Source organism: Ruegeria sp. AN11, from assembly GCF_056536005.1.
This window is the reverse complement of record NZ_JBQFJD010000001.1, coordinates 3817777-3837103: the sequence shown is the minus strand read 5'-3', so window position 1 is coordinate 3837103 and position 19327 is coordinate 3817777. Positions and strand designations below refer to the sequence as shown.

16 protein-coding genes and 1 riboswitch are annotated in these 19327 nt (G+C 60.0%); of the genes, 13 read left to right on the top strand and 3 right to left on the bottom strand.

Features of this window, described 5'->3' with window-relative positions; genetic code table 11:
• Positions 1 to 25 precede the first annotated feature (25 nt).
• From ACR3EQ_RS18920 to ACR3EQ_RS18860, 13 genes are all read left to right on the top strand, one after another.
• Positions 26 to 1468 carry an aldehyde dehydrogenase family protein gene (locus ACR3EQ_RS18920; protein WP_170614800.1) on the top strand — a complete coding sequence of 481 codons (1443 nt, stop codon included), beginning with the start codon at positions 26 to 28 and terminating at the stop codon, positions 1466 to 1468.
• Entirely contained in the window at positions 1468 to 2445 is a 978-nt protein-coding gene (locus ACR3EQ_RS18915; protein WP_170614801.1) for a membrane dipeptidase, read from the top strand. Before ACR3EQ_RS18920 ends, ACR3EQ_RS18915 begins: the two co-directional genes overlap by 1 nt.
• A complete protein-coding gene (locus ACR3EQ_RS18910) occupies positions 2442 to 4127 on the top strand; it encodes a hypothetical protein (protein ID WP_170614802.1) in 1686 nt (561 codons plus the stop codon). Before ACR3EQ_RS18915 ends, ACR3EQ_RS18910 begins: the two co-directional genes overlap by 4 nt.
• Positions 4124 to 4711 carry a DUF3726 domain-containing protein gene (locus tag ACR3EQ_RS18905; protein WP_170614803.1) on the top strand — a complete coding sequence of 196 codons (588 nt, stop codon included), beginning with the start codon at positions 4124 to 4126 and terminating at the stop codon, positions 4709 to 4711. The genes ACR3EQ_RS18910 and ACR3EQ_RS18905 overlap by 4 nt, the downstream gene beginning before the upstream one ends.
• A gap of 10 nt (positions 4712 to 4721) precedes the next feature.
• Positions 4722 to 5732 (top strand): Ldh family oxidoreductase, encoded by a 1011-nt coding sequence (locus tag ACR3EQ_RS18900; RefSeq protein ID WP_170614804.1) that lies wholly within the window; start codon positions 4722 to 4724, stop codon positions 5730 to 5732.
• Between the two features lie 101 nt (positions 5733 to 5833).
• Positions 5834 to 7000, top strand: coding sequence for a beta-aspartyl-peptidase (gene iadA / locus ACR3EQ_RS18895; protein ID WP_480491588.1), 1167 nt, complete (start codon positions 5834 to 5836; stop codon positions 6998 to 7000).
• Between the two features lie 56 nt (positions 7001 to 7056).
• Entirely contained in the window at positions 7057 to 7944 is an 888-nt protein-coding gene (locus ACR3EQ_RS18890) for a cyanophycinase (RefSeq protein WP_170614806.1), read from the top strand.
• A gap of 23 nt (positions 7945 to 7967) precedes the next feature.
• Positions 7968 to 10769 carry a cyanophycin synthetase gene (cphA, locus tag ACR3EQ_RS18885; RefSeq protein ID WP_170614807.1) on the top strand — a complete coding sequence of 934 codons (2802 nt, stop codon included), beginning with the start codon at positions 7968 to 7970 and terminating at the stop codon, positions 10767 to 10769.
• A 15-nt stretch (positions 10770 to 10784) separates the two neighbouring features.
• A complete protein-coding gene (locus tag ACR3EQ_RS18880; protein WP_170614808.1) occupies positions 10785 to 12521 on the top strand; it encodes a Mur ligase family protein in 1737 nt (578 codons plus the stop codon).
• Between the two features lie 110 nt (positions 12522 to 12631).
• Positions 12632 to 12834, top strand: a riboswitch (cobalamin riboswitch).
• Positions 12835 to 12935: 101 nt separating this feature from the next.
• Positions 12936 to 13292, top strand: coding sequence for a DUF1636 domain-containing protein (locus ACR3EQ_RS18875; RefSeq protein ID WP_170614809.1), 357 nt, complete (start codon positions 12936 to 12938; stop codon positions 13290 to 13292).
• On the top strand, positions 13289 to 14074 hold the full coding sequence (locus tag ACR3EQ_RS18870; protein ID WP_170614810.1) for an ABC transporter ATP-binding protein: 786 nt from the start codon (positions 13289 to 13291) through the stop codon (positions 14072 to 14074). Before ACR3EQ_RS18875 ends, ACR3EQ_RS18870 begins: the two co-directional genes overlap by 4 nt.
• An 18-nt stretch (positions 14075 to 14092) precedes the next feature.
• Complete coding sequence (locus ACR3EQ_RS18865) at positions 14093 to 15040, top strand: ABC transporter substrate-binding protein (protein WP_480491585.1); 948 nt, start codon at positions 14093 to 14095, stop codon at positions 15038 to 15040.
• Between the two features lies 1 nt (position 15041).
• Positions 15042 to 16049 (top strand): iron ABC transporter permease, encoded by a 1008-nt coding sequence (locus ACR3EQ_RS18860; protein WP_170614812.1) that lies wholly within the window; start codon positions 15042 to 15044, stop codon positions 16047 to 16049.
• Between the two features lie 54 nt (positions 16050 to 16103).
• Here ACR3EQ_RS18860 and tcuB read toward each other — a convergent pair whose 3' ends face one another.
• From tcuB to ACR3EQ_RS18845, 3 genes are read right to left on the bottom strand one after another with little or no spacing between them, the layout of a single operon-like run.
• Complete coding sequence (gene tcuB, locus ACR3EQ_RS18855) at positions 16104 to 17171, bottom strand: tricarballylate utilization 4Fe-4S protein TcuB (protein WP_480491583.1); 1068 nt, start codon at positions 17169 to 17171, stop codon at positions 16104 to 16106.
• Positions 17161 to 18555 (bottom strand): FAD-dependent tricarballylate dehydrogenase TcuA, encoded by a 1395-nt coding sequence (gene tcuA / locus ACR3EQ_RS18850; protein WP_480491581.1) that lies wholly within the window; start codon positions 18553 to 18555, stop codon positions 17161 to 17163. The genes tcuB and tcuA overlap by 11 nt, the downstream gene beginning before the upstream one ends.
• An 11-nt stretch (positions 18556 to 18566) precedes the next feature.
• Positions 18567 to 19247, bottom strand: coding sequence for a GntR family transcriptional regulator (locus ACR3EQ_RS18845; protein WP_170614815.1), 681 nt, complete (start codon positions 19245 to 19247; stop codon positions 18567 to 18569).
• Positions 19248 to 19327: the final 80 nt, after the last annotated feature.

Below are 19327 nucleotides of genomic sequence, written 5' to 3'. Positions count from 1 at the left end.
CTGTTTTTCGACTCTGGGGCGCATTGTGACCAAACTGAACCTGATCGCCGGCGAATGGCTGGCGGGAGAAAGCGAAATTGAAAACCGCAACCCTTCGGACCTGAGCGATCTGGTCGGCATGTTCGCGCAGGCCAGCCCGGACCAGTTGGACGCGACACTGGATCAGGCGCGCGTTGCGCAGGCCGAATGGGAGGCCTATCTGCCGGAGCGCAAGCAAGCCGTTCTGATGAATATCGGGAATGAGCTGATGTCGCGCGCCGAAGAGTTGGGCACGCTGCTATCACGAGAGGAAGGCAAACCGCTTGCCGAGGGCAAGGGCGAGGTCTATCGCGCAGGCCAGTTCTTTACCTATTACGCCGCAGAATGCCTGCGTCAGATCGGTGAAAATGCAGACAGTGTCCGGCCGGGTGTCGAGATTGACGTACGCCGCGAAGCGGTTGGCGTCGTGGCCATCATCAGCCCGTGGAATTTCCCAACCGCGACCGCTTCGTGGAAGATCGCCCCGGCGCTGTGTTATGGCAACGCGGTTGTCTGGAAGCCCGCGAACATCACACCGGCCTCGGCTGTGGCCCTGACCGAAATCATTGAACGGCAGGACATCCCCAAGGGTCTGTTCAGCCTTGTCATGGGCTCAGGCCGATCCATTGGCCAACGGCTGGTGGAAAGCCCAAAGGTGAACGCAATCTCGTTCACCGGTTCGGTTCCGGTCGGAAAGGGCATCGCTGCTGCCGCCATCCAGAACCTGACCAAGGTGCAGATGGAGATGGGGTCCAAGAACGCTCTGGCGGTGATGGATGACGCTGATCTGGATCTGGCCGTCACACTGGCGCTTGGCGGCGCTTTTGGGGGCACCGGCCAGAAATGCACTGCGTCTTCGCGTCTGGTCGTTCATGCCGGTGTGCATGATGCGTTTGTCGAAAAGCTCGTGGCCGGTGCGAAGGCCATGAAGGTCGGCCATGCCCTGCAGGATGGGGTGCAGATGGGGCCGGTTGTCAGTCAGCAGCAGCTCAAGGAAAACCTGAGCTATGTGGAGCTTGGCAAATCCGAAGGCGCCGAGCTTGCCTGTGGTGGCCAGTTGCTCGATATGCCGCATGACGGGTTCTACATGTCCCCCGGCGTGTTCCTGAACACGACCAACGATTTGCGCATCAACCGAGAGGAAATGTTCGCGCCCCTGACCAGCGTCATCAAAGTCGGCAGCTATGACGAAGCGCTGAGCGTGGTGAACGACACCAATTTTGGCCTGACCTCGGGTATTGTGACCAAGTCGCTGGCCCGCGCCACACACTTCCGCCGCAATGCACGTACCGGTGTTGTCACGGTCAACCTGCCCACCGCCGGAACCGACTATCACGTGCCATTTGGCGGGCGCGGCGACAGCTCGTATGGCCCGCGTGAACAGGGCAAGGCGGCGGCCGAATTCTACACCACCGTCAAAACAGCCTATATCAGCGCGGGTCCCGTCTGATGCGGATTGACGGGCTGCAATACGCCAACTGGTCGGAAAAGATTTTTCGCCAACTGCGCGAAGGTGGTGTGGACGCGATCCACGTCACCATTTCGTATCACGAGAACTTTCGCGAAACGGTTCTGAACTTTGAAAAGTGGAACCGCTGGTTCGAGCAGTATCCGGACCTGATCATGAAAGGCCGTTGGGCCAGCGACATCGACACAGCCCGCGATACCGGCCGGACGGCAGTGTTCTTCGGATTTCAGAACCCCAGCCCCATCGAGGACGATATCGGGCTGGTGGAAATCCTGCATGACCTTGGTGCGCGGTTCATGCAACTGACGTACAACAACCAGTCTCTTCTGGCGACCGGCTGTTACGAGGCCGAAGACACCGGCATTACCCGCATGGGCAAACAGGTCATCAAAGAGATGAACCGCGTTGGCCTTGTGGTCGACATGAGCCATTCGGCAGACCGGTCGACTATCGAGGCCGCCGAACTGTCCGAGCGTCCCATTGCCATCACTCACGCCAATCCGCACGAATGGTCTCCGGCCCTGCGCAACAAGCGCGCGGAGGTTATTCGTGCGGTGACGGAAAATGGTGGGATGCTCGGCTTTTCGGTCTACCCTCATCACCTGAAAGACAAATCCGCATGCACGATTGAAAGTTTCTGTGAGATGATCGCGCGTACCGCCGACACATACGGCGTTCAGCATCTGGGGATCGGCACCGATCTGTGCCAGGACCAGCCCGACAGTGTGGTCGAATGGATGCGTGTAGGGCGCTGGACGAAAGAGATCGATTACGGCGAAGGCTCGGCCAGCAATCCCGGCTTTCCGCCGATGCCGGACTGGTTCCGCGACAATCGCGATTTCGGCAACATCGAGGCCGGATTGCGTACCGTCGGCATGAGCGAAGACGAAATTGCCGGTATCATGGGCGGTAACTGGTATCGGTTCTTTAATGAAAGCTTCGGACCTCAACACGCATGACACCCCCGGCCTCTCATATCGCGCGACGTGATCCTGCGAAGGTGATGCGCCTTTCCCGCCTGGGCTCGCTGCATCAATGTCGCCTCAGCTTCATGCGGCAACTGACGCGGCGCATGGCGGAGGAGGCCTGGGTTTTCTCTCGCCCGGTCTTTGAGATTGATGACAACGGTGTCGGCCATGCGGTTTATACCGCTTGCGGTCCCGAGCGCGCGTATTCTCTGGTCGCGTTTGCCCATGACCTGCCGCCCGAACAACGCTCGGACCGGGTGATTGCCGAGGCGTGGGATGCCACTTTCACACTGTTTGACGGGGTTCCGACGTCCGAGGATATCGCGCGACTGTCAAGGAATGTCCCGCTGCAAGAGGCGGGGCGCGTCAGCGAAAGCGAACTGTCCCTGTCGCGGGCCAACCGGTCCGTTCGCTTGTGGACCCATGTTGTCGACAGTCTTGCCGCCGGACAACAGCCCGAGCTGGAGCAGATTTACAAGGTCGGCTATCTGATGCGGACCACGGCGGTTTATGGTTCCGGCAAGTTCGGCGCGGCCGATCGCGAAATAACGGCAGATCGTTCCGAAGTTAGTGGCCCGTTCCAGATCGAGATGCTGTCAGTCTACCTGACCCGGGTTTTTGTGCGCGATCTGGTACAGCATATGGCGAATGTCAAAGGCAATGGACAGGCTGCGGTGCTTGACCCGCAAATCGCACGCTGGCTGGGCATCGGCAATTCCACAGGGTTGGGAATGGCGCCGTTTATCGTCAACCATCCGATCCTGTTCAACAACTGGATCATGGCACGGGAAGAGGCCATCGCCCGCGTGCGCGGCATCGAAACTGCATCCAGCGACGAAGTTCAAAAATTCCTGAACATCTTTGACCGCAGCATGCTGTCGACCTCATGGTGGCGGTCGGATCACCCGATACAGATTGAAAAACTGGCGACTCTGAACGCTGATCTGAAGGCCATCTCGGACTATCTGGAACAGGATGACCTGACGCAGAACCAACCCTGGGACCGGCTTGTGCGCTGGTCAGAGAACACGCTCAGCGAAGAAGGTCAGGAACTGGTCGTCTCGCTGATCATGGAACCCTACCCCGAGCTTGTGGATGGATTGGCAAGCTGCATGGCCGACAGCAACACGCAGGCGCATCTGATCGACGGCGCGATGACGGTGAAACAGGTCCGTTCGCTGATCCGCGAAAGCTTTGACTGGGCACTGGATGTTGATTGGACCAACCCGCAGAATTGCGCCCGGGCCTGGTATGTCTCGGAAGAAAAGCTGGAACCCAGATTGGGTGAGCGGTTCGAAGAGCCGATCTCGGACTATGAACAACCGCTGGCCCCAGCGCGGGATGCGGCGCTTGCCTGCCAGCAGCTAGCCAGTTGGCAGGACAACGCACCCATCGCTGAGTTTCTGCTGCAACACCCGGAACACCGGCATACGGTTCGACGGGCTCAGATGTCATGCATCGCACCCTACGGCGAAATCCGTGACAATACGATCAGTGCAGATGTTCTCCCCATCGACATGTTGCGTGCCAAACTCTCGTTTTTCGGGGCAACCCATTTCGATCCGCGGTCAGACCGATGGGTTCGCATCTGCATGTATTCCGGCGCGCCCTACCCCGAGGAATTGACGCCTCAAACGGCGGATCTGTGGGTTTACCCGGAGGCTGTGGAATGAGCTATTCCCTGAACGAGGTTGAGGCCACGGCCAAACGGGCCGCACGCGGCGCGGGCTACAGTTGGGGACTGGCCGAGGAAGCCGGCAAGGCAACGCGCTGGCTTTGCGCGCAGGGGTTGGACGGTATCGGAACTATGGCGCGGCTGCTGGAACAAGAAACGATCCGGTCAGGCGAACGCGGTCCGTGCCCACTGTCAAACGGCGCATATCTGTCCGACAGCGCGCATATTCTGAAGTCAGACCCTATAGTGTTGCGGCAAGTCGAATGCCCACTGCTTCTGGTGCCGTTTGCGGCCTATGCAGCACGTCGACTGGAGTCTTGTGTTGAAATCACCTGCGATGGCGCTGAGATTGTTACTGACGGAGCCGTTGTTTCAACCTCCGATGCGCTGCCCAATCGTGCCGATCGCGTTGAAATCCGTCCAAGCGGCGATTTGACCAGCATCGCGCCACAGCGATCCCGCGCCATCCCAGACCCAAGCGATTGGGAGACCCTGAACAGGTTTGCCCACCGCACCTACGCCCCCGCCACCGAAGCCTCCCGCCTTCTGGGTGCTGGTGCCGGGCTTTCCGACAATGACTGAAGAGAAACCCATGATCGAGACCCGCACCCTGACCCTCGCAGAAATCGAAGATCTGGCCTTTCGCGCGCTTGTCGCTGCGGGCACCACCGAGGCCAACGCCCGCCCGCTGGCAGTGGCCACCGCTGCAACCGAAGCGGATGGTGTTGCAAGCCACGGCCTCGCCTATATCCCGATTTATTGCGAGCATGTGCAGTGCGGCAAGGTGGATGGTCGGGCCGAGCCCGTTCTGACCCGCCCGCGCCCCGGTGTCATCAACGTCGACGCGGCGACGGGTTTTGCACATTCCGCCATCGATCTCGGGTTCGAGGCGCTGACAAAGGCTGCGCGCGAGCAGGGCGTGGCAGTGCTTGCAATCCGCAACAGCTATAACTGCGGTGTTCTGGGATATCATACATATCGGCTGGCGCAGGCCGGTCTGGTGGGTCTGGGCTTTACCAACGCCCCCGCTTCGATCGCACCATCCGGAGGATCGAAACCTGTGGTTGGCACCAACCCGTTCTCGGTTGCGGTTCCCGGCCCGGACGGGCAGCCATCGCTGCTGATTGATCAAAGCGCCAGCACCATCGCCAAAAGCGAAGTGATGAAACACGCGCGCGAAGGCAAGGCCATTCCTGTCGGCTGGGCGCTGGATCCCGATGGCAACCCGACAACCGACCCCAATGTCGGCCTCAAAGGCTCGATGGCGCCGTCCGGCGGCTACAAGGGCGTGGGCGTTGCATTGCTGACCGAGGTCATGGCCGCCGCGCTGACCGGAGCCACACTGGGCATCCATGCATCGCCGTTTTCGGGTACCGCCGGTGGCCCACCCAAGACCGGCCAGTTCTTTATTGCAATCGATCCCGCCGCCACATCCGGCGACAGTTTCGCCACTGGGATAGGCGCGCTGTTAGATGCAATCAGGGCGCAGTCGGGCGCCCATCTTCCGGGGGACGGTCGCGGCGCGAAGCGCGCTGCGTCACAGACCGATGGGGTGGCTGTCAATGTTGCCACCCTGGACAAAATCGAAACCTTCCTGAACTGAATCTGGCGGAACATGATCCACAGGTAATCGCACGGAATTGTTTGAGCTTTGCGAAAGGGTCAAATAAAGAACGTTCGTTTTGTATATGACGGACCGCAAATATGCTGACCCTGATCAGGAATGCCAATCTTATTACCCCCGAGCCCTTTGGGATCGGTCATCTTTTGGTCGCTGCCGGACAGATCGTTTATCTGGGCCGGGACCTGCCTGATCTGGGCGGGCCGTTGCAGGTTGACGTGTTGGATGCCGAAGGCGCGCCGGTTGTGCCCGGTCTGATCGACGGCCATGCCCACATCACGGGTGGGGGCGGCGAAACCGGACCTGCCAGCCGAGTGCCGCCGATGGTATTGTCCTCGTTCACGCGGGCGGGCGTCACCTCGGTCGTTGGGGTTTTGGGGACCGACGATCTGACCCGCAATACGCAGACACTGGTGCAGCAAGCCTACGGTCTTCGCGCAGAAGGACTTTCGGCCTGGTGCCACACGGGCGGCTATCACGTCCCGCTGACCACGCTGACCGGGTCCGCCCGTGGCGACATCGTGTTCCTTGACCCGGTCATCGGTGTCGGTGAACTGGCGATCAGCGATCATCGCTCCAGCCAGCCGACACTGGACGAGTTCCTGCGCATTGCCAGCGAGGCGCATGTTGCAGGGTTGATGACAGGCAAGGCCGGGATCGTTCATTGCCATATGGGGGATGGCGTGCGCGGGCTTTCGATGCTGGAACAGGCGATCGAGACCAGCGAAATTCCGGCCCGGGTCTTCAATCCGACCCATGTCAACCGCAACAAGCCGCTGTTCGAACAGGCCGTCGCCCTTGCCCGTCATGGCTGTTTCATTGATGCCACGGCCTTTCCCTGCGCGCATGTCGATCCAGGCATTTCCGCTGCCGAAGCCTATGTTCAGTTTCGTGATGCCGGCGGGCGGACAGACCGCTTCACCATCAGCTCCGATGGTGGCGGCTGCCTGCCCGCATTCGACCATGAGGGCAATCTGACCCGTTTTGGCGTTGGCCTGTCTGACACATTGCCCGAAACGCTGGCCGAGATGGTGGGCATGGGCGTACCTCTGGATGAGGCTCTGCGCCCGTTGACATCAAATGTCGCCGACCTGCTGAAATTGCATGGAAAAGGCCGGTTGAGCAACGGAAAAGACGCCGATCTGGTGGTTCTTGACGAAAACCTTGGCATACGGCATGTGATGGCGCGGGGGGAATGGCATGTCCGCAGCGCCCAGATAGCCCGGCGCGGCATGTATGAACAGATATAAGCGCCTGTGCGGCCCCGGCGGCTGCCCCGCTTCAGGACGAAGAAGGTAATCTTGACATGTGCCCTGCACCCGTTGATGCAGACACCCCTCGCGGGTTCATCATTCCGATTGGTGGCGGCGAAGACCGCGTGAAGGAAATGCAGATCCACCGCAAGTTCGTGGAGCTGTCAGGCGGCGCGGATGCCGACATCGTTGTGATCCCGACCGCCTCGATGCTGGAAGAAACGGGGCCGGACTATAACCGCATCTTTTCCGAGCTTGGCGCGGGTCAGGTCGAATTCCTGCCCATCTCGCGCCGCGCCGACTGTGACAACCCCGATTACGCCGGAATGCTGGACCGGGCGACCGGTATTTTCATGACTGGTGGCAACCAGTTGCGCCTGTCCGCGATTCTCGGCGGAACGCTGGTAGCGCAGAAAATCCGCCGCCGGAATGCGGCGGGCGTGCCGGTTGCCGGAACCTCTGCCGGGGCGTCGATCATGTCCGAGCATATGGTCGCCGGAGGCAGCAGCAACTCGGCCCCCGCCGAAGGCAACATCACGCTTGCACCGGGCATGGGCCTGACCAACGCGGTGATCATCGACCAGCATTTTACCCAGCGCAATCGGCTGGGGCGCCTTCTAACCGCCTCATCTTTCAACCCTTTTCTGATCGGCCTTGGAATTGACGAGGACACCGCCGCCTTTATTGGCCCCGACAACGTCCTGGAGGTTGTTGGCAGCGGCACGGTCACGGTCGTGGATGCCAGCCATCTGACGCATTCCTCGATGTGGGATGCACGCCGGGGCGAAGCACTGAGCCTTTTAGGTCTTCGGCTTGACGTTCTGGGCGAAGGGTGCCGTTATGACCTGATGGCTCGCCAGGCTTTTCCGCCAGATGAGCATATGGCGTTCTGCACCTTGCCCGATTTGTCCGGCGACGAGGACGCCTCCGGGGGGAAATGAACAATTAATAAACGAGGAGCCTTATGAAAATAATCTCTACCAATGTCTTCGTCGGTCCCAACGTCTGGGCAAGTTTTCCGGTTATTCGACACGTCATTGATCTGGGATTGTTGGAAGATTGGCCCTCGGCCCGAATAGGCCCCGAATTCATCGACGCGTTGGTCGCGGCCCTCCCCGGCCTTGCCGAGCATGGCTGTTCCTATCGCGAGCCCGGCGGCTTTATCCGCCGTCTGCGCGAGGATGAAGGCACCTGGCTGGGTCACGTGCTGGAACATTGCGCCATCGAGGTTCAGAACGTGGCCGGCACGGATGTGACATTTGGCCGGACGCGGGGCACGGGCGAACCCGGCCAGTACAATATGGTCTACGAATACCGCCAGCGCGACGTGGGACTTGATGCCGGGAAACTGGCCATGCGCCTGCTGATGCACCTGCTGCCGCAAAACCTCAAGGAAGCCCTGGACTATGATTTCGATCCCGATTTCGATTGGGACGACGAGTTGCGCAGCTTTGTTCTGCGTGCCCAACGCAAGGAATTCGGTCCCTCGACCGGGTCGTTGGTCAAGGCCGCCGAAGAACGTGACATTCCATGGATCCGCCTGAACGAAGGATCGCTGGTTCAGTTCGGGCATGGCAAGTATCAGCGACGCATTCAGGCGACCATCACGTCCGAGACCAAACATATCTCGGTCGAGATTTCCTGCGACAAGGAAGATACCCACAATCTGCTGAACGATCTGGGTCTGCCGGTGCCACAACAGCGCATGGTCTATTCGGCCCGCGAAGCCGCAAAAGCAGCTGGCCGGATCGGATTTCCGGTGGTGGTCAAACCGCTGAATGCCAATCACGGCCGCGGAGTATCGATCAATCTGAACTCGGAATCCGAGGTCGAGGCCGGTTTTGCCGAGGCCAAGGAACACTCGCGAAGCCGCGCCATTCTGGTTGAAAGCTTCATTACAGGATTTGATCACCGGATGCTGGTGGTCAACAACAAGCTGGTCGCCGTCGCCAAACGGGTTCCGGGTCATGTGATGGGGGATGGCAAGCATACGATTGCTGAACTGGTCGCCATCGTGAACCAGGACCCGCGCCGGGGCATCGGGCACGAAAAAGTGCTGACCATGCTGGAGATCGACAATCAGGCCAAACGCCTGATGGAAAACGCCGGAGTGACCGAAGAAACCGTTTTGCCGGAGGGCGAGGTTTTCTATTTGCGCTCTACCGCGAACCTGTCCACAGGCGGCACGGCCATCGACCTGACCGATGTGGTTCATCCCGACAACCGCGACATGGCTGAACGCGCCATCATGGCGGTTGGGCTGGATGTAGGCGGTGTCGATTTTCTGATCGACGACATCACCAAGTCCTACAAGGATATCGGCGGCGCGATTGTCGAGGTGAACGCAGCCCCCGGATTCCGGATGCACGTGGCTCCGTCCGAAGGCCAACCGCGCGATGTTGCCGGTCGGGTGATCGACATGCTGTTCCCGGTCGGGGACAAGACACGCATCCCCATTGCGGCAATCACGGGAACCAACGGGAAAACCACAACATCGCGGATGTTGAACCATATCATGAAAACCAGCGGCAAGACCGTTGGCATGACCTCGACCGACGGGGTCTATGTGGATGGCAAGCTGAGCGTCAAGGGCGACATGACCGGGCCCAAGTCGGCCCAGATCGTGCTGCGCGATCCGATGGTCGATTTCGCCGTGATGGAGACCGCGCGTGGCGGGCTGGTGCGTTCGGGCCTGGGCTATCAACGCTCGAACGTGGCCGCCTGTCTGAACGTATCCGCCGACCATCTGGGGCTGGGTGGCATCAACACGGTCGAAGAGCTTGCCGTGGTCAAACGCGTCGTGGTGGAAAGCGCCACGGATACGGCCGTTCTGAACGCCGACGACATCAACTGCCTGAAGATGGCGGATTATGCCGGGGCAAGTCAGATCTTCTATGTCACAACCAATCCCGGCCACAGTCTTGTGAAAGAACATATCAAGGAAGGCGGCAAGGCCATCGTGCTGGAAAAAGGCATGAACGGCGACATGCTGACCATATACGACAATGGCCTGCATATCCCCGTGCTCTGGTCGCACCTGATCCCGGCGACACTGGAAGGCAAGGCGATCTTCAACGTGCAGAACGCCATGTTTGCTGCCGCCATGGCCTATAGTTTTGGCGTTGATCTGGACAACATCCGCCACGGGCTGCGGACCTTTGACACCAGCTATTTCCAGGCACCGGGGCGGATGAACGTTTATGACGAACATCCGTTCAAGGTAATCCTGGATTATGGCCACAACCCCGCCGCCCTGAAGGCAATGGCGGCGCTGGCCGACCAGCTAGAGATCAAGGGCCGCAGGCTGTGCGTCGTATCGATGCCCGGTGACCGTCGTGACGAGGACGTCGAGGATGCGGGCGCGGCGCTGGCCGGTCATTTTGACCACTTCATCTGCAAGGCTGACGACCGCCGCCGCGGACGCGGGCATGACGAAATTCCTCAGATGCTGCGGCAGGCGTTGATTGCAGGCGGCACGCCGGATGAGGCGATCACAATCATCCCTGATGAGGTCGAAGCGGTGACGGCGGGTCTTGAAATGGCAGCTCCCGGCGATCTGCTGGTGATATTCGGCGACGACACCACCCGCTGCTGGAAACAGATCATCTACTTCAATTCGGATGGCGACGCACCTGAAGCTGAAGCAATCGGAAAGCCTGCCCCTGTTGAGACCTCTTTCGAGGACATATTCGACAGCGATCAGGCCCTGATCCGGGACGAGCGCGGCGTGCGTCTGGCCCGCGAAATCAGCGAAGACGCGGATTGAGCCGAGGGCACCGGAATGGACAGAATTGAAGAGCTTGAGACCGCGCTGACCATCCCCAGCGCGACCAGTGACGCGTTTCGGGTAGACGATGCGCGCCGGCTGACCGGGCCCGGGTTGCTCTGGGATCACCCGGGCGCAATCATGGACGTCTTTTTTGACCAGGAGCAGTCTTCGCGTGTCATTGAGCTGTGGCAGCATCATGCACGTCGTGTGCTGGATGCTCTCGGCTGGCACCAGGAAAAGCTGACATATCGGGTATTCACCGGCGGCGTGAACCTTGCGATTTCAGCGCCGATGGATCAGCTATATTCAGCGATCTTTGCGGTCCAGACCGCATGGCATTTCTGTGCCGCGGCGCTGGTCGGGGAAACACCCGGCGATTTCGACAAGATGATCGCCAACGTCCGCGACGTCATGGCCAAAGAGGCAAATCCGGCCCTGATCGCCCTGATCCAGGCGGCCTCGGCGCGGGGCGTCGATATCCTGTGTGACGACGACGAGATTTCGATCGGCCACGGGGTCGGAAGCCGGACCTGGGCTTGGAACGCTCTGCCTGCGCCTGATGAAGTCGAGTGGGACGCCTTGCACAACATCCCCGTCGCCTTCATCACCGGAACCAATGGCAAGACCACAACGACCCGGCTGCTTGAGGCGATCGCCCGGGCGGCGGGCAAGGTTGCCGGGCTGACCTCGACCGAGTTTGTCCGCGTCGGCGACGACATCCTCGACCGTGGTGATTATTCCGGCCCCGGCGGAGCGCGCATGCTGCTGCGCGACCGGCGGCTTGAAGTCGCCTGTCTGGAGGTTGCCCGTGGTGGAATCCTGCGCCGGGGTCTTCCAACCCATGCCGCCTCGGCTGCGGCTGTCACAAATGTCGCCAATGATCATCTGGGTCAGTATGGCGTCAACACGGTTCCGGAGTTGGCGCAGGCCAAGTTCGCCGTGCACCGCACCCTTAAGAAAGATGGCGTTCTGGCCCTGAACGCGGATGACGCGTATGTCCGGGATGAGGCACTGAACACGTCCTGCAGGATCTGGTGGTTCTCGCTGGACCAGAAAAACGCACTGATCCAACAATCCCGCGAGCAAGGACATTGTTGTGCCTTCCTGCGGGACGAGATGATTGTGTTCTTCGATGGCTTCTCGGAACAACCGGTGATTTCGGTTCACGATGTGCCGCTCGCCATGGGCGGGGCTGCCAGGTACAATATTCTCAACGCAATGACTGCGCTGTGTCTGGCCCGCGCACTCGATATCCCGATAAAGGCCATTCGCGCCGGATTGTCCGGGTTCAAGCCAGACGCCAAAGATAATCCTGGCCGGTGCAACGAGTTTTCACATAACGGCGCCCGTGTCTTTGTCGATTTTGCGCATAACCCACATTCGGTCGCAGCGGTGTGCGAGGCTTTGTCCGGACTTCCGGCAAAGCGCCGCTTCATACTGCTAAGCCATGCCGGGGACCGGTCCGATCAGGACATCATCGATGTCACGCAAACGGCCTTGCGGTTCCAGCCGGATGTGGTCGTCGCTGCCGAGCTTGAGGGCTATCTGCGGGGACGCAACCTTGGTGAGATTCCAAAGCTGATTAAGCAGGCGGCAATGGACAAGGGTCTTCGGGATGAGCAGATCCTGAGCGCGCCTTCCCCGACCGAGGCGAGCAGGACAATACTGGATCAGATCGAACCGGGCGATCTCGCCCTGTTGCTGGTCCTGTCCGAGCGCGAGCAAGTCTTAAAACTGCTGGAAAACTGAACCCCTACGCTGAATCCGAGAGCCTCGGGCGGTGAAATTCGAACACCGCCCTGCCCAGCCGATCCGATTGTCCTGCCAATAATTCTGTATTGACGCATGCCCGGGTCTGAGGCACTTAGCTAGTAGATGGTTCCCGAAGGAAGACCCGAGGGATGAAAAGGGAATACGGTGCGGCCCTGAAGGCCAAGTCCGTAACTGCCCCCGCAACTGTAAGCGGTGAGCGACGCCAAACACCCACTGGCCGAATAGGCCGGGAAGGAAGGCCAAGCAAGGACCCGCGAGTCAGGAGACCTGCCATCAGTGTTCAACCAACCCAGGGCGGGGCGCCCTGGAAGGAGGCTTAGATGGCACGTCAGTCACGTGTTTACATGATCAGCACCTTCTGTCCGCGCTTGGCAACAAGTGGAGCGGACCATGTCAGACGCCACTGATCATATTCTTCTGATCTGTTCGACATGCAACGGTGATTTGTCTGCGGACAAAATACGCTCTTCTTTGTCAGATGCGCTACCTTCCGGGTTTGCCATTCGCACGGTCGATTGCATGGCCGGGTGTGCGCAGCCGACAACTGTTGGGTTTCAGGCCGCCGGCAAAGCCCAATACCTGTTCGGTGACATCCGGACCCCGCATGACATCGCGGCCTTGGCCGAATTCGCGTTGCAATATCAGAACAGTGCCGATGGATGGACATGCGCGTCCGACAGGCCGAGCGCGCTTTTTGACAAAACCCTTTCCCGTTTGCCCCGAATGATTTTGGAGGAGCCTTCATGACGACCTCTGCATTTCTTGCCGTGCGTGACGTCGAATACTATGCGCTGAATGGTGATGTTCTGCTGCAAGCGGCGTCTTTTGAACTGGAAGAAGGCGCAATCCTTGCAATTGCCGGGCCGAACGGGGCCGGGAAGACGACGCTTCTGAACCTGTTGTGCGGCACGGCCGAACTGGTGCTGGGCGACGTTTTGATCAATGGGCGCAGCCTGAAACACATGCCCGCCAACGAGCGCGCCCGAATGATCGCTGTTGTCAGTCAGCACGAACTGCCGGATAGCAGACTGTCTTTGCGGGAATATGTGGCCTTGGGGCAAATCCCGATCCGGGCTGATCGGTCGAAAGAGGGCCACGCCGCCGAACTGGACAGGGTTTTGAACCTGACAGGTCTGAGTGATCTGGCGGACAAACGAATGGGCGTACTTTCCGGGGGTGAACGTCAACGTGCGCATATTGCGCGCGCTCTGGCACAGAACCCTTCGCTTTTGTTTCTGGACGAACCGACAAACCATCTGGACCCCGACGCCAAGGGGCGGATGCTGTCGCTGGTTGCCGAGTTGGGCATCACGGTGGTTATGATCGTCCACGACCTCGTCATGATCCCCGAATTCGCCACCCATGTGGCCATGATGAAATCCGCGCGGCTCACGGGCTTTGGTCCCGTGGCCGATGTGCTGACCTCGGACCAGGTTCGGGAAACCTTTGGCGTCGACTACCTGTACTTTCACCATGAGGGCCGCGTGATTCCGGCGCTGGATATCCGAAAAACCTCGGTCTCAAACTAACCCTAGGAGCATCTTTGAATGAAACAGATCTGGTCGGTGGTCCTGACCACAGCCCTGGCAGGCGGTGCGTCGGCACAAGAAATTGCCGTCGACAATTGCGGCAAGCCGCTGGTTTTTGAAACTGCGCCCGAGCGGATTGTCGTGCACGATATGAACATGACCGACATGACCTTTGCGCTGGGTCTGCAGGACAAGATCGTCGGGCTGACCGGCATCACCGGATGGTACAAGACCAGCCCGGAATTCGATACGCTGCGCGGCGACATTCCCGAGCTTGCGCCCAAATACCCAACGGTCGAGAACCTTGTGGCCGCCGAACCCGATATGTTCTTCGCGGGCTGGTATTACGGGATGAAGCCGGGCGGAGACGTGACCCCTGACACGCTGGAACCCTTTGGCATCAAGACCTTGATCCTGTCCGAAAGCTGCGTGCATCTGGACAAGGACCGCCCCGAAGCCAGCATGAACCTGCTGTTTGATGACGTTCTGCGCCTGGGCCAGGTCATGCAGGTCGAAGACAAGGCGAAGGAACTGGTTGATGGTTGGAAAGAAGAACTGACCGAGATCGAAACCCGGACCGCCGATCTGCCCAAACCGCGCGTTTTCCTGTTGGATGGTCCGGCTGATGCGCCCTTCACCGCGGGCAAGTTTGCCATTCCCGATGCGATGATTTCCGCAGCGGGCGGTGAAAACGTGACCCATGACATGGATACAAGCTGGGGCCGCACCTCGTGGGAAACGGTGGCGGCCGCCAACCCCGAATTTCTGGTGCTGCTGGATTACCAGACCGGCAACGGCGCCGAGGATACCTTCAAATTTCTGCAGGAGCATCCGGTGATGTCCCAGACCGATGCCGTCAAGAACGAGGCCTGGATTGGCCTGCGGTACGAGGAACTTACCCCCGGACCGGCAAATATCGAGGCGATCCTGAAAATGGCGCAGGCCATGCATCCGGATCTCAACTGATATGGGTCGACTTGGCCTGACACTTCTGCTGGGGGCGGTCGTTCTGGCCGCCCTTTTGCTGATCTCAACCATCTACGGCACCACATCCATTCCGGTTTCCGACACGTTCACCGCTGTCTTGCTGGGAACAGGTCTGAGTGACGGGGAAATGTCGCCGTTGCACCGGATCGTGTTTGATTTGCGCCTGCCGCGCGCCCTGTTCGCGGCCGTAATCGGCGCCGGGTTGGGCATCGTCGGCGTCGTCCTGCAAACCACAACCCGCAACGATCTTGCTGATCCTTTCCTGTTCGGCCTGTCCTCGGGTGCGGCGGCCGGCGCCGTGTTCGTGATCACCGTGACCGGCGACGTGCTGGGCTTTTGGACCCTGCCGTTGGCCGCGTTCTGCGGCGGGCTTGTGGCGTCGGGCATCGTGCTGGCGCTGGTTCACGGTTTACGCACAAGCGCGCCCGAAAAACTGATCCTGGCCGGGCTTGCGGTTTCGTTCCTGTTCTCGGCCATCACCAACTACCTGATTTTTGCAGGCGACAGCCGCGCCGCGCATTCCGTGATTTTCTGGATGCTGGGCGGTCTGGGCCTGGCCCGCTGGGAGACGTTTCCGCTGGTCTGCGCAGGCCTGCTTCTGATCCTGAGCTTTTCTCTCTACCGCAGCCGCTGGCTCGACGCGCTGCTGACCGGCGACCTTACTGCCTCTACCCTCGGCGTACCCGTGCGCGGACTGCGGTTTAGCATGTTCTTTGTTGCGGCGCTGGCAACGGCGGTGTTCGTCTCGGTCGCAGGTGTCATCGGTTTCGTCGGTCTGATGGTCCCTCACATCGCCCGCGGAATCGCGGGGCCGCTGCATGGCCATCTGCTGCCGACCGCAGCTCTCGTCGGCGCGGCATTGCTGACAGGCTCGGATATTATCAGCCGTTTGTTGCTGGCCCCGCAGGAATTGCCTGTCGGGATCGTGACAACCTCAATCGGATCGGCGTTCGTGTTCCTGCTCCTGTTCAGGACCAGAGCCCGCTGACCGGACCCTTTCCACCTTCCATCCAGGGCGCAAGCAGCGGCTGGTGCGAACCATTTATGTGCCGCGCTTCCTCTGTGCATCTCTGACAAGTGCGGCGAGGCGATAGAACCCATGTGCCATCTTGGTATAGGGCATCAGCAGGAAGAAGGTCAGAACCGACCCCAGATGGATGGCCAGAAGAGCGGGCATCACTGTGGTCGAGCCGAGCACGTAGAGGACAAGGCCGCTGAGGCCAACAAACCCCAGCAACAGGGTAAAGCCCATTTCTCCACCCCACGCGGAGGTGTCGCCAAGGTCACGATCCGATTTCTGCTTCAACATGACCATGCCGCCACAGCCGATGGTCAACAGGATACCGCCTGAGACGCCAAGCAGCTTGGGTAATGACCAGAATCCGTAGGATGCATGCAGGCCAAAGCCGTAATGCATCACTGTCGCCACCGAGGTTGAGGCAAAGCAAAGCAGGAACCCATACATGATCGCCTGATGCATGTGTCGGCGAGCATGGCTGAACCGGTCTTCATCTTCGAAATTGCAGCCTTCGCCATGGCCGGCGGCAAGATCCTGCATCGTCCCGGCGTGTTTGAACGCCGCTGTCAGATCGGCCCATTGGACTGACTTTCCGTCAACCGCACGCCAATGGCGGCGCAAGCTGATGGCGATGCTGAACAGCGGCAGCAGGAAGGCGGGCGTAAAGATCGCCACCATCGCATTGTGGGAAAGAACCGCATAGAAACCTTCGCCGCCAGAAGACCCGATTGCCCGGATCGCCCAAAACAGCGCGGCAAATCCGAGGACCAGCGCAAGCGCAATTGCCCCTCCTTGGGTGTGGAAGCGACGCGCCAAAGGCTGGGGCCAGGCGAAGCTTTCCCAACTGTCCCGGCGCACTTCGGCCAAAGCAGCAGGCAGGTTCAGATCAAACTCGTGCGGGGCGGTGTACTGGCAGGCATAATAGCATCCCCTGCAATTGTGACAGAGGTTGGCGAGTTGTGTGATGTCGCCATCCGAGAACGCGCGCTCGGCGTGCAATGACGGGAAAACCGAGCAGTAACCCTCGCAATACCGGCAGGCATTGCAAATCTCGGCCTGACGGCGGGCTTCCTGTATCAGTTCAGTTTGCATAAGCGGCGGCCTCACGTCCTGCGATACGTCCGAAAACCGTTCCAATGGTCATGCCGAATCCGGCCAGATACCCCTGCCCCAGGATCGAACCGGCCATGGTTTCCCCGGCTGCCCAAAGGTTCCTGATCTTGCCGTTAGGGGTCGAACACTGTGCCGTCTCGTCGACCTTGAGCCCCAGATAGGTGAAGGTCACACCGGTGCGCAGCGAATACCCATAGAACGGCGGTTCCGAAATTGGGCGAGCCCAGTTTGTCTTTGGTGGTGTCAGGCCGGATGTGGAAACCCCGTCCAGCTCGGTTGGATGGAAGCCGCTGCCGTCGCCACAGGCGGCATTGAATTCGGCGACCGTTGCCTTCAGCTTTCCGGCAGGCAGGTCCATTATTTCGGCCAGTTCATCCAGAGTATCAGCCTGAAGCGGCGGGAAAACAGACGGCATGAACAGGTTCAGCGATTTGGCGTCGATGATCACGTAGCCCACCTGTTCCGGCTGGGCCGCCACCAGACGACCCCAAATCGCGTAACGCTTGGGCCAGACATCCTCGCCCTCGTCATAGAACCGCTCGGCGTTCTTGTTCACGACGATGGAGAACGGCACGCAATCAAGACGGGTGACAATGCCACCGTCAAACTTGGGCGCGCGTCCGTCGATCGCAACGGCGTGGCATTGGGTCGGGTCGCCGACACTCTCGACACCTTGGTCCAGCAGATCGGCCAGCACCACACCGCGATTATAGGGCGTACCACGGACCAGGAAGTTCTGCGCCGCCGGTCCCCAGGCACGGGTCAGCCAATCGGTGTCGGCCTGAAACCCGCCCGAGGCAACAATGACCGCCTTGGGTGCGATGCGTTGGGACTGCCCCTCGTGGGTATAGTCGACCCATTCGACCCTGTCGCCATTCAGTTCCAGATGGGTGACGGCAGCCTCGTACAGCACTTCAACGCCCAGCCCTGCCGCTGTTCTGTAATACGCATTAACCAGAGACTTGCCACCACCCATGAAAAACGCATTTGTTCGCGCCAGCGACAGGGTCCCCGAAAGCGACGGCTGGAACCGGACCCCGTGTTCTTCCATCCAAGGCAGGCATTCCTCGGAAGTGCGGATCGCCAGCCGTGCGAGACGCTCGTCAGTTTGTCCGTCGGTCACCTTCAAAAGATCGGACAGGTATTCGTCCTCGCCATACGCTTCGACAAGCGGGCCCAATGGGCCCGAGTGCATGCAGCGAAAGTTGCGGGTGTGGCGCGAGTTTCCACCGCGATAGGGTTTCGGTGCTGCCTCCAGGATCAGGACACGGGCGCCCGCCTCGGCTGCCGTCATCGCGGCGCAGAGGGCGGCATTTCCCCCGCCGATCACTGCAATATCATAAGCTTCGGTTTGAGGGGCCATTTCCGGTTGTCCTATTGGCCTTGATCGCTGGTGCGATCTCGTTCCTGCAATGCGCGAATGCGCATGCGTTGCGCAGCCTGGATATGCGCTCGCATTTCCGTCTCGGCTGCCGCCCCGTCACGTGTTTTGAGGGCGGCCATGATACGGCGATGTTCGGCCACGGCAGCCTCAGCCCGATCGCTGTCCAGCAGTTGCGATGGGCCAAGGATCAACAAAGCCTTTTGCAAGGACAGCATGGATTTTGCCAGAAACCGGTTCTTGGCCGCATCCAGTAGCGTTGCGTGAAAAATCCGGTTGATCCGCGCCGCATCCGGACCTGTTCCCGCCTCGGCCAGACGCTCATTCAAAACCTCAAGCTCGTCCAGTTCCACGTCCGACGCGGCCCGCGCAGCAAGGCGCGCTGCAGTGCCTTCAAGCACGGCGCGCATCTCGTACAGTTCCATGACCTCGGCGTAATCCAGGCTGCGGACCGTCGCGCCCAATCGTGGGACATGCGTGACCAACCCGTCGGCCTCAAGTTGACGGATGGCTTCGCGGACCGGCGTTCGGCTGACGCCCAGCCGATCGGACAGCTCAATCTCCCGCAGTCGTTCACCAGGCAACAACGACCCTTCGCGGATCTCGTCCAGCAATCTCTGATAGGCAGAGCTGCCTTGCGGGCCGGGCTGTAATGGGTCGTCCTGAATAGTCATAACACTCACACTTGCATATTGCGTCCACTTGTATACATTTGGATACATAGTGAGTCAACAGCGTCGGAAACCAACCTTTG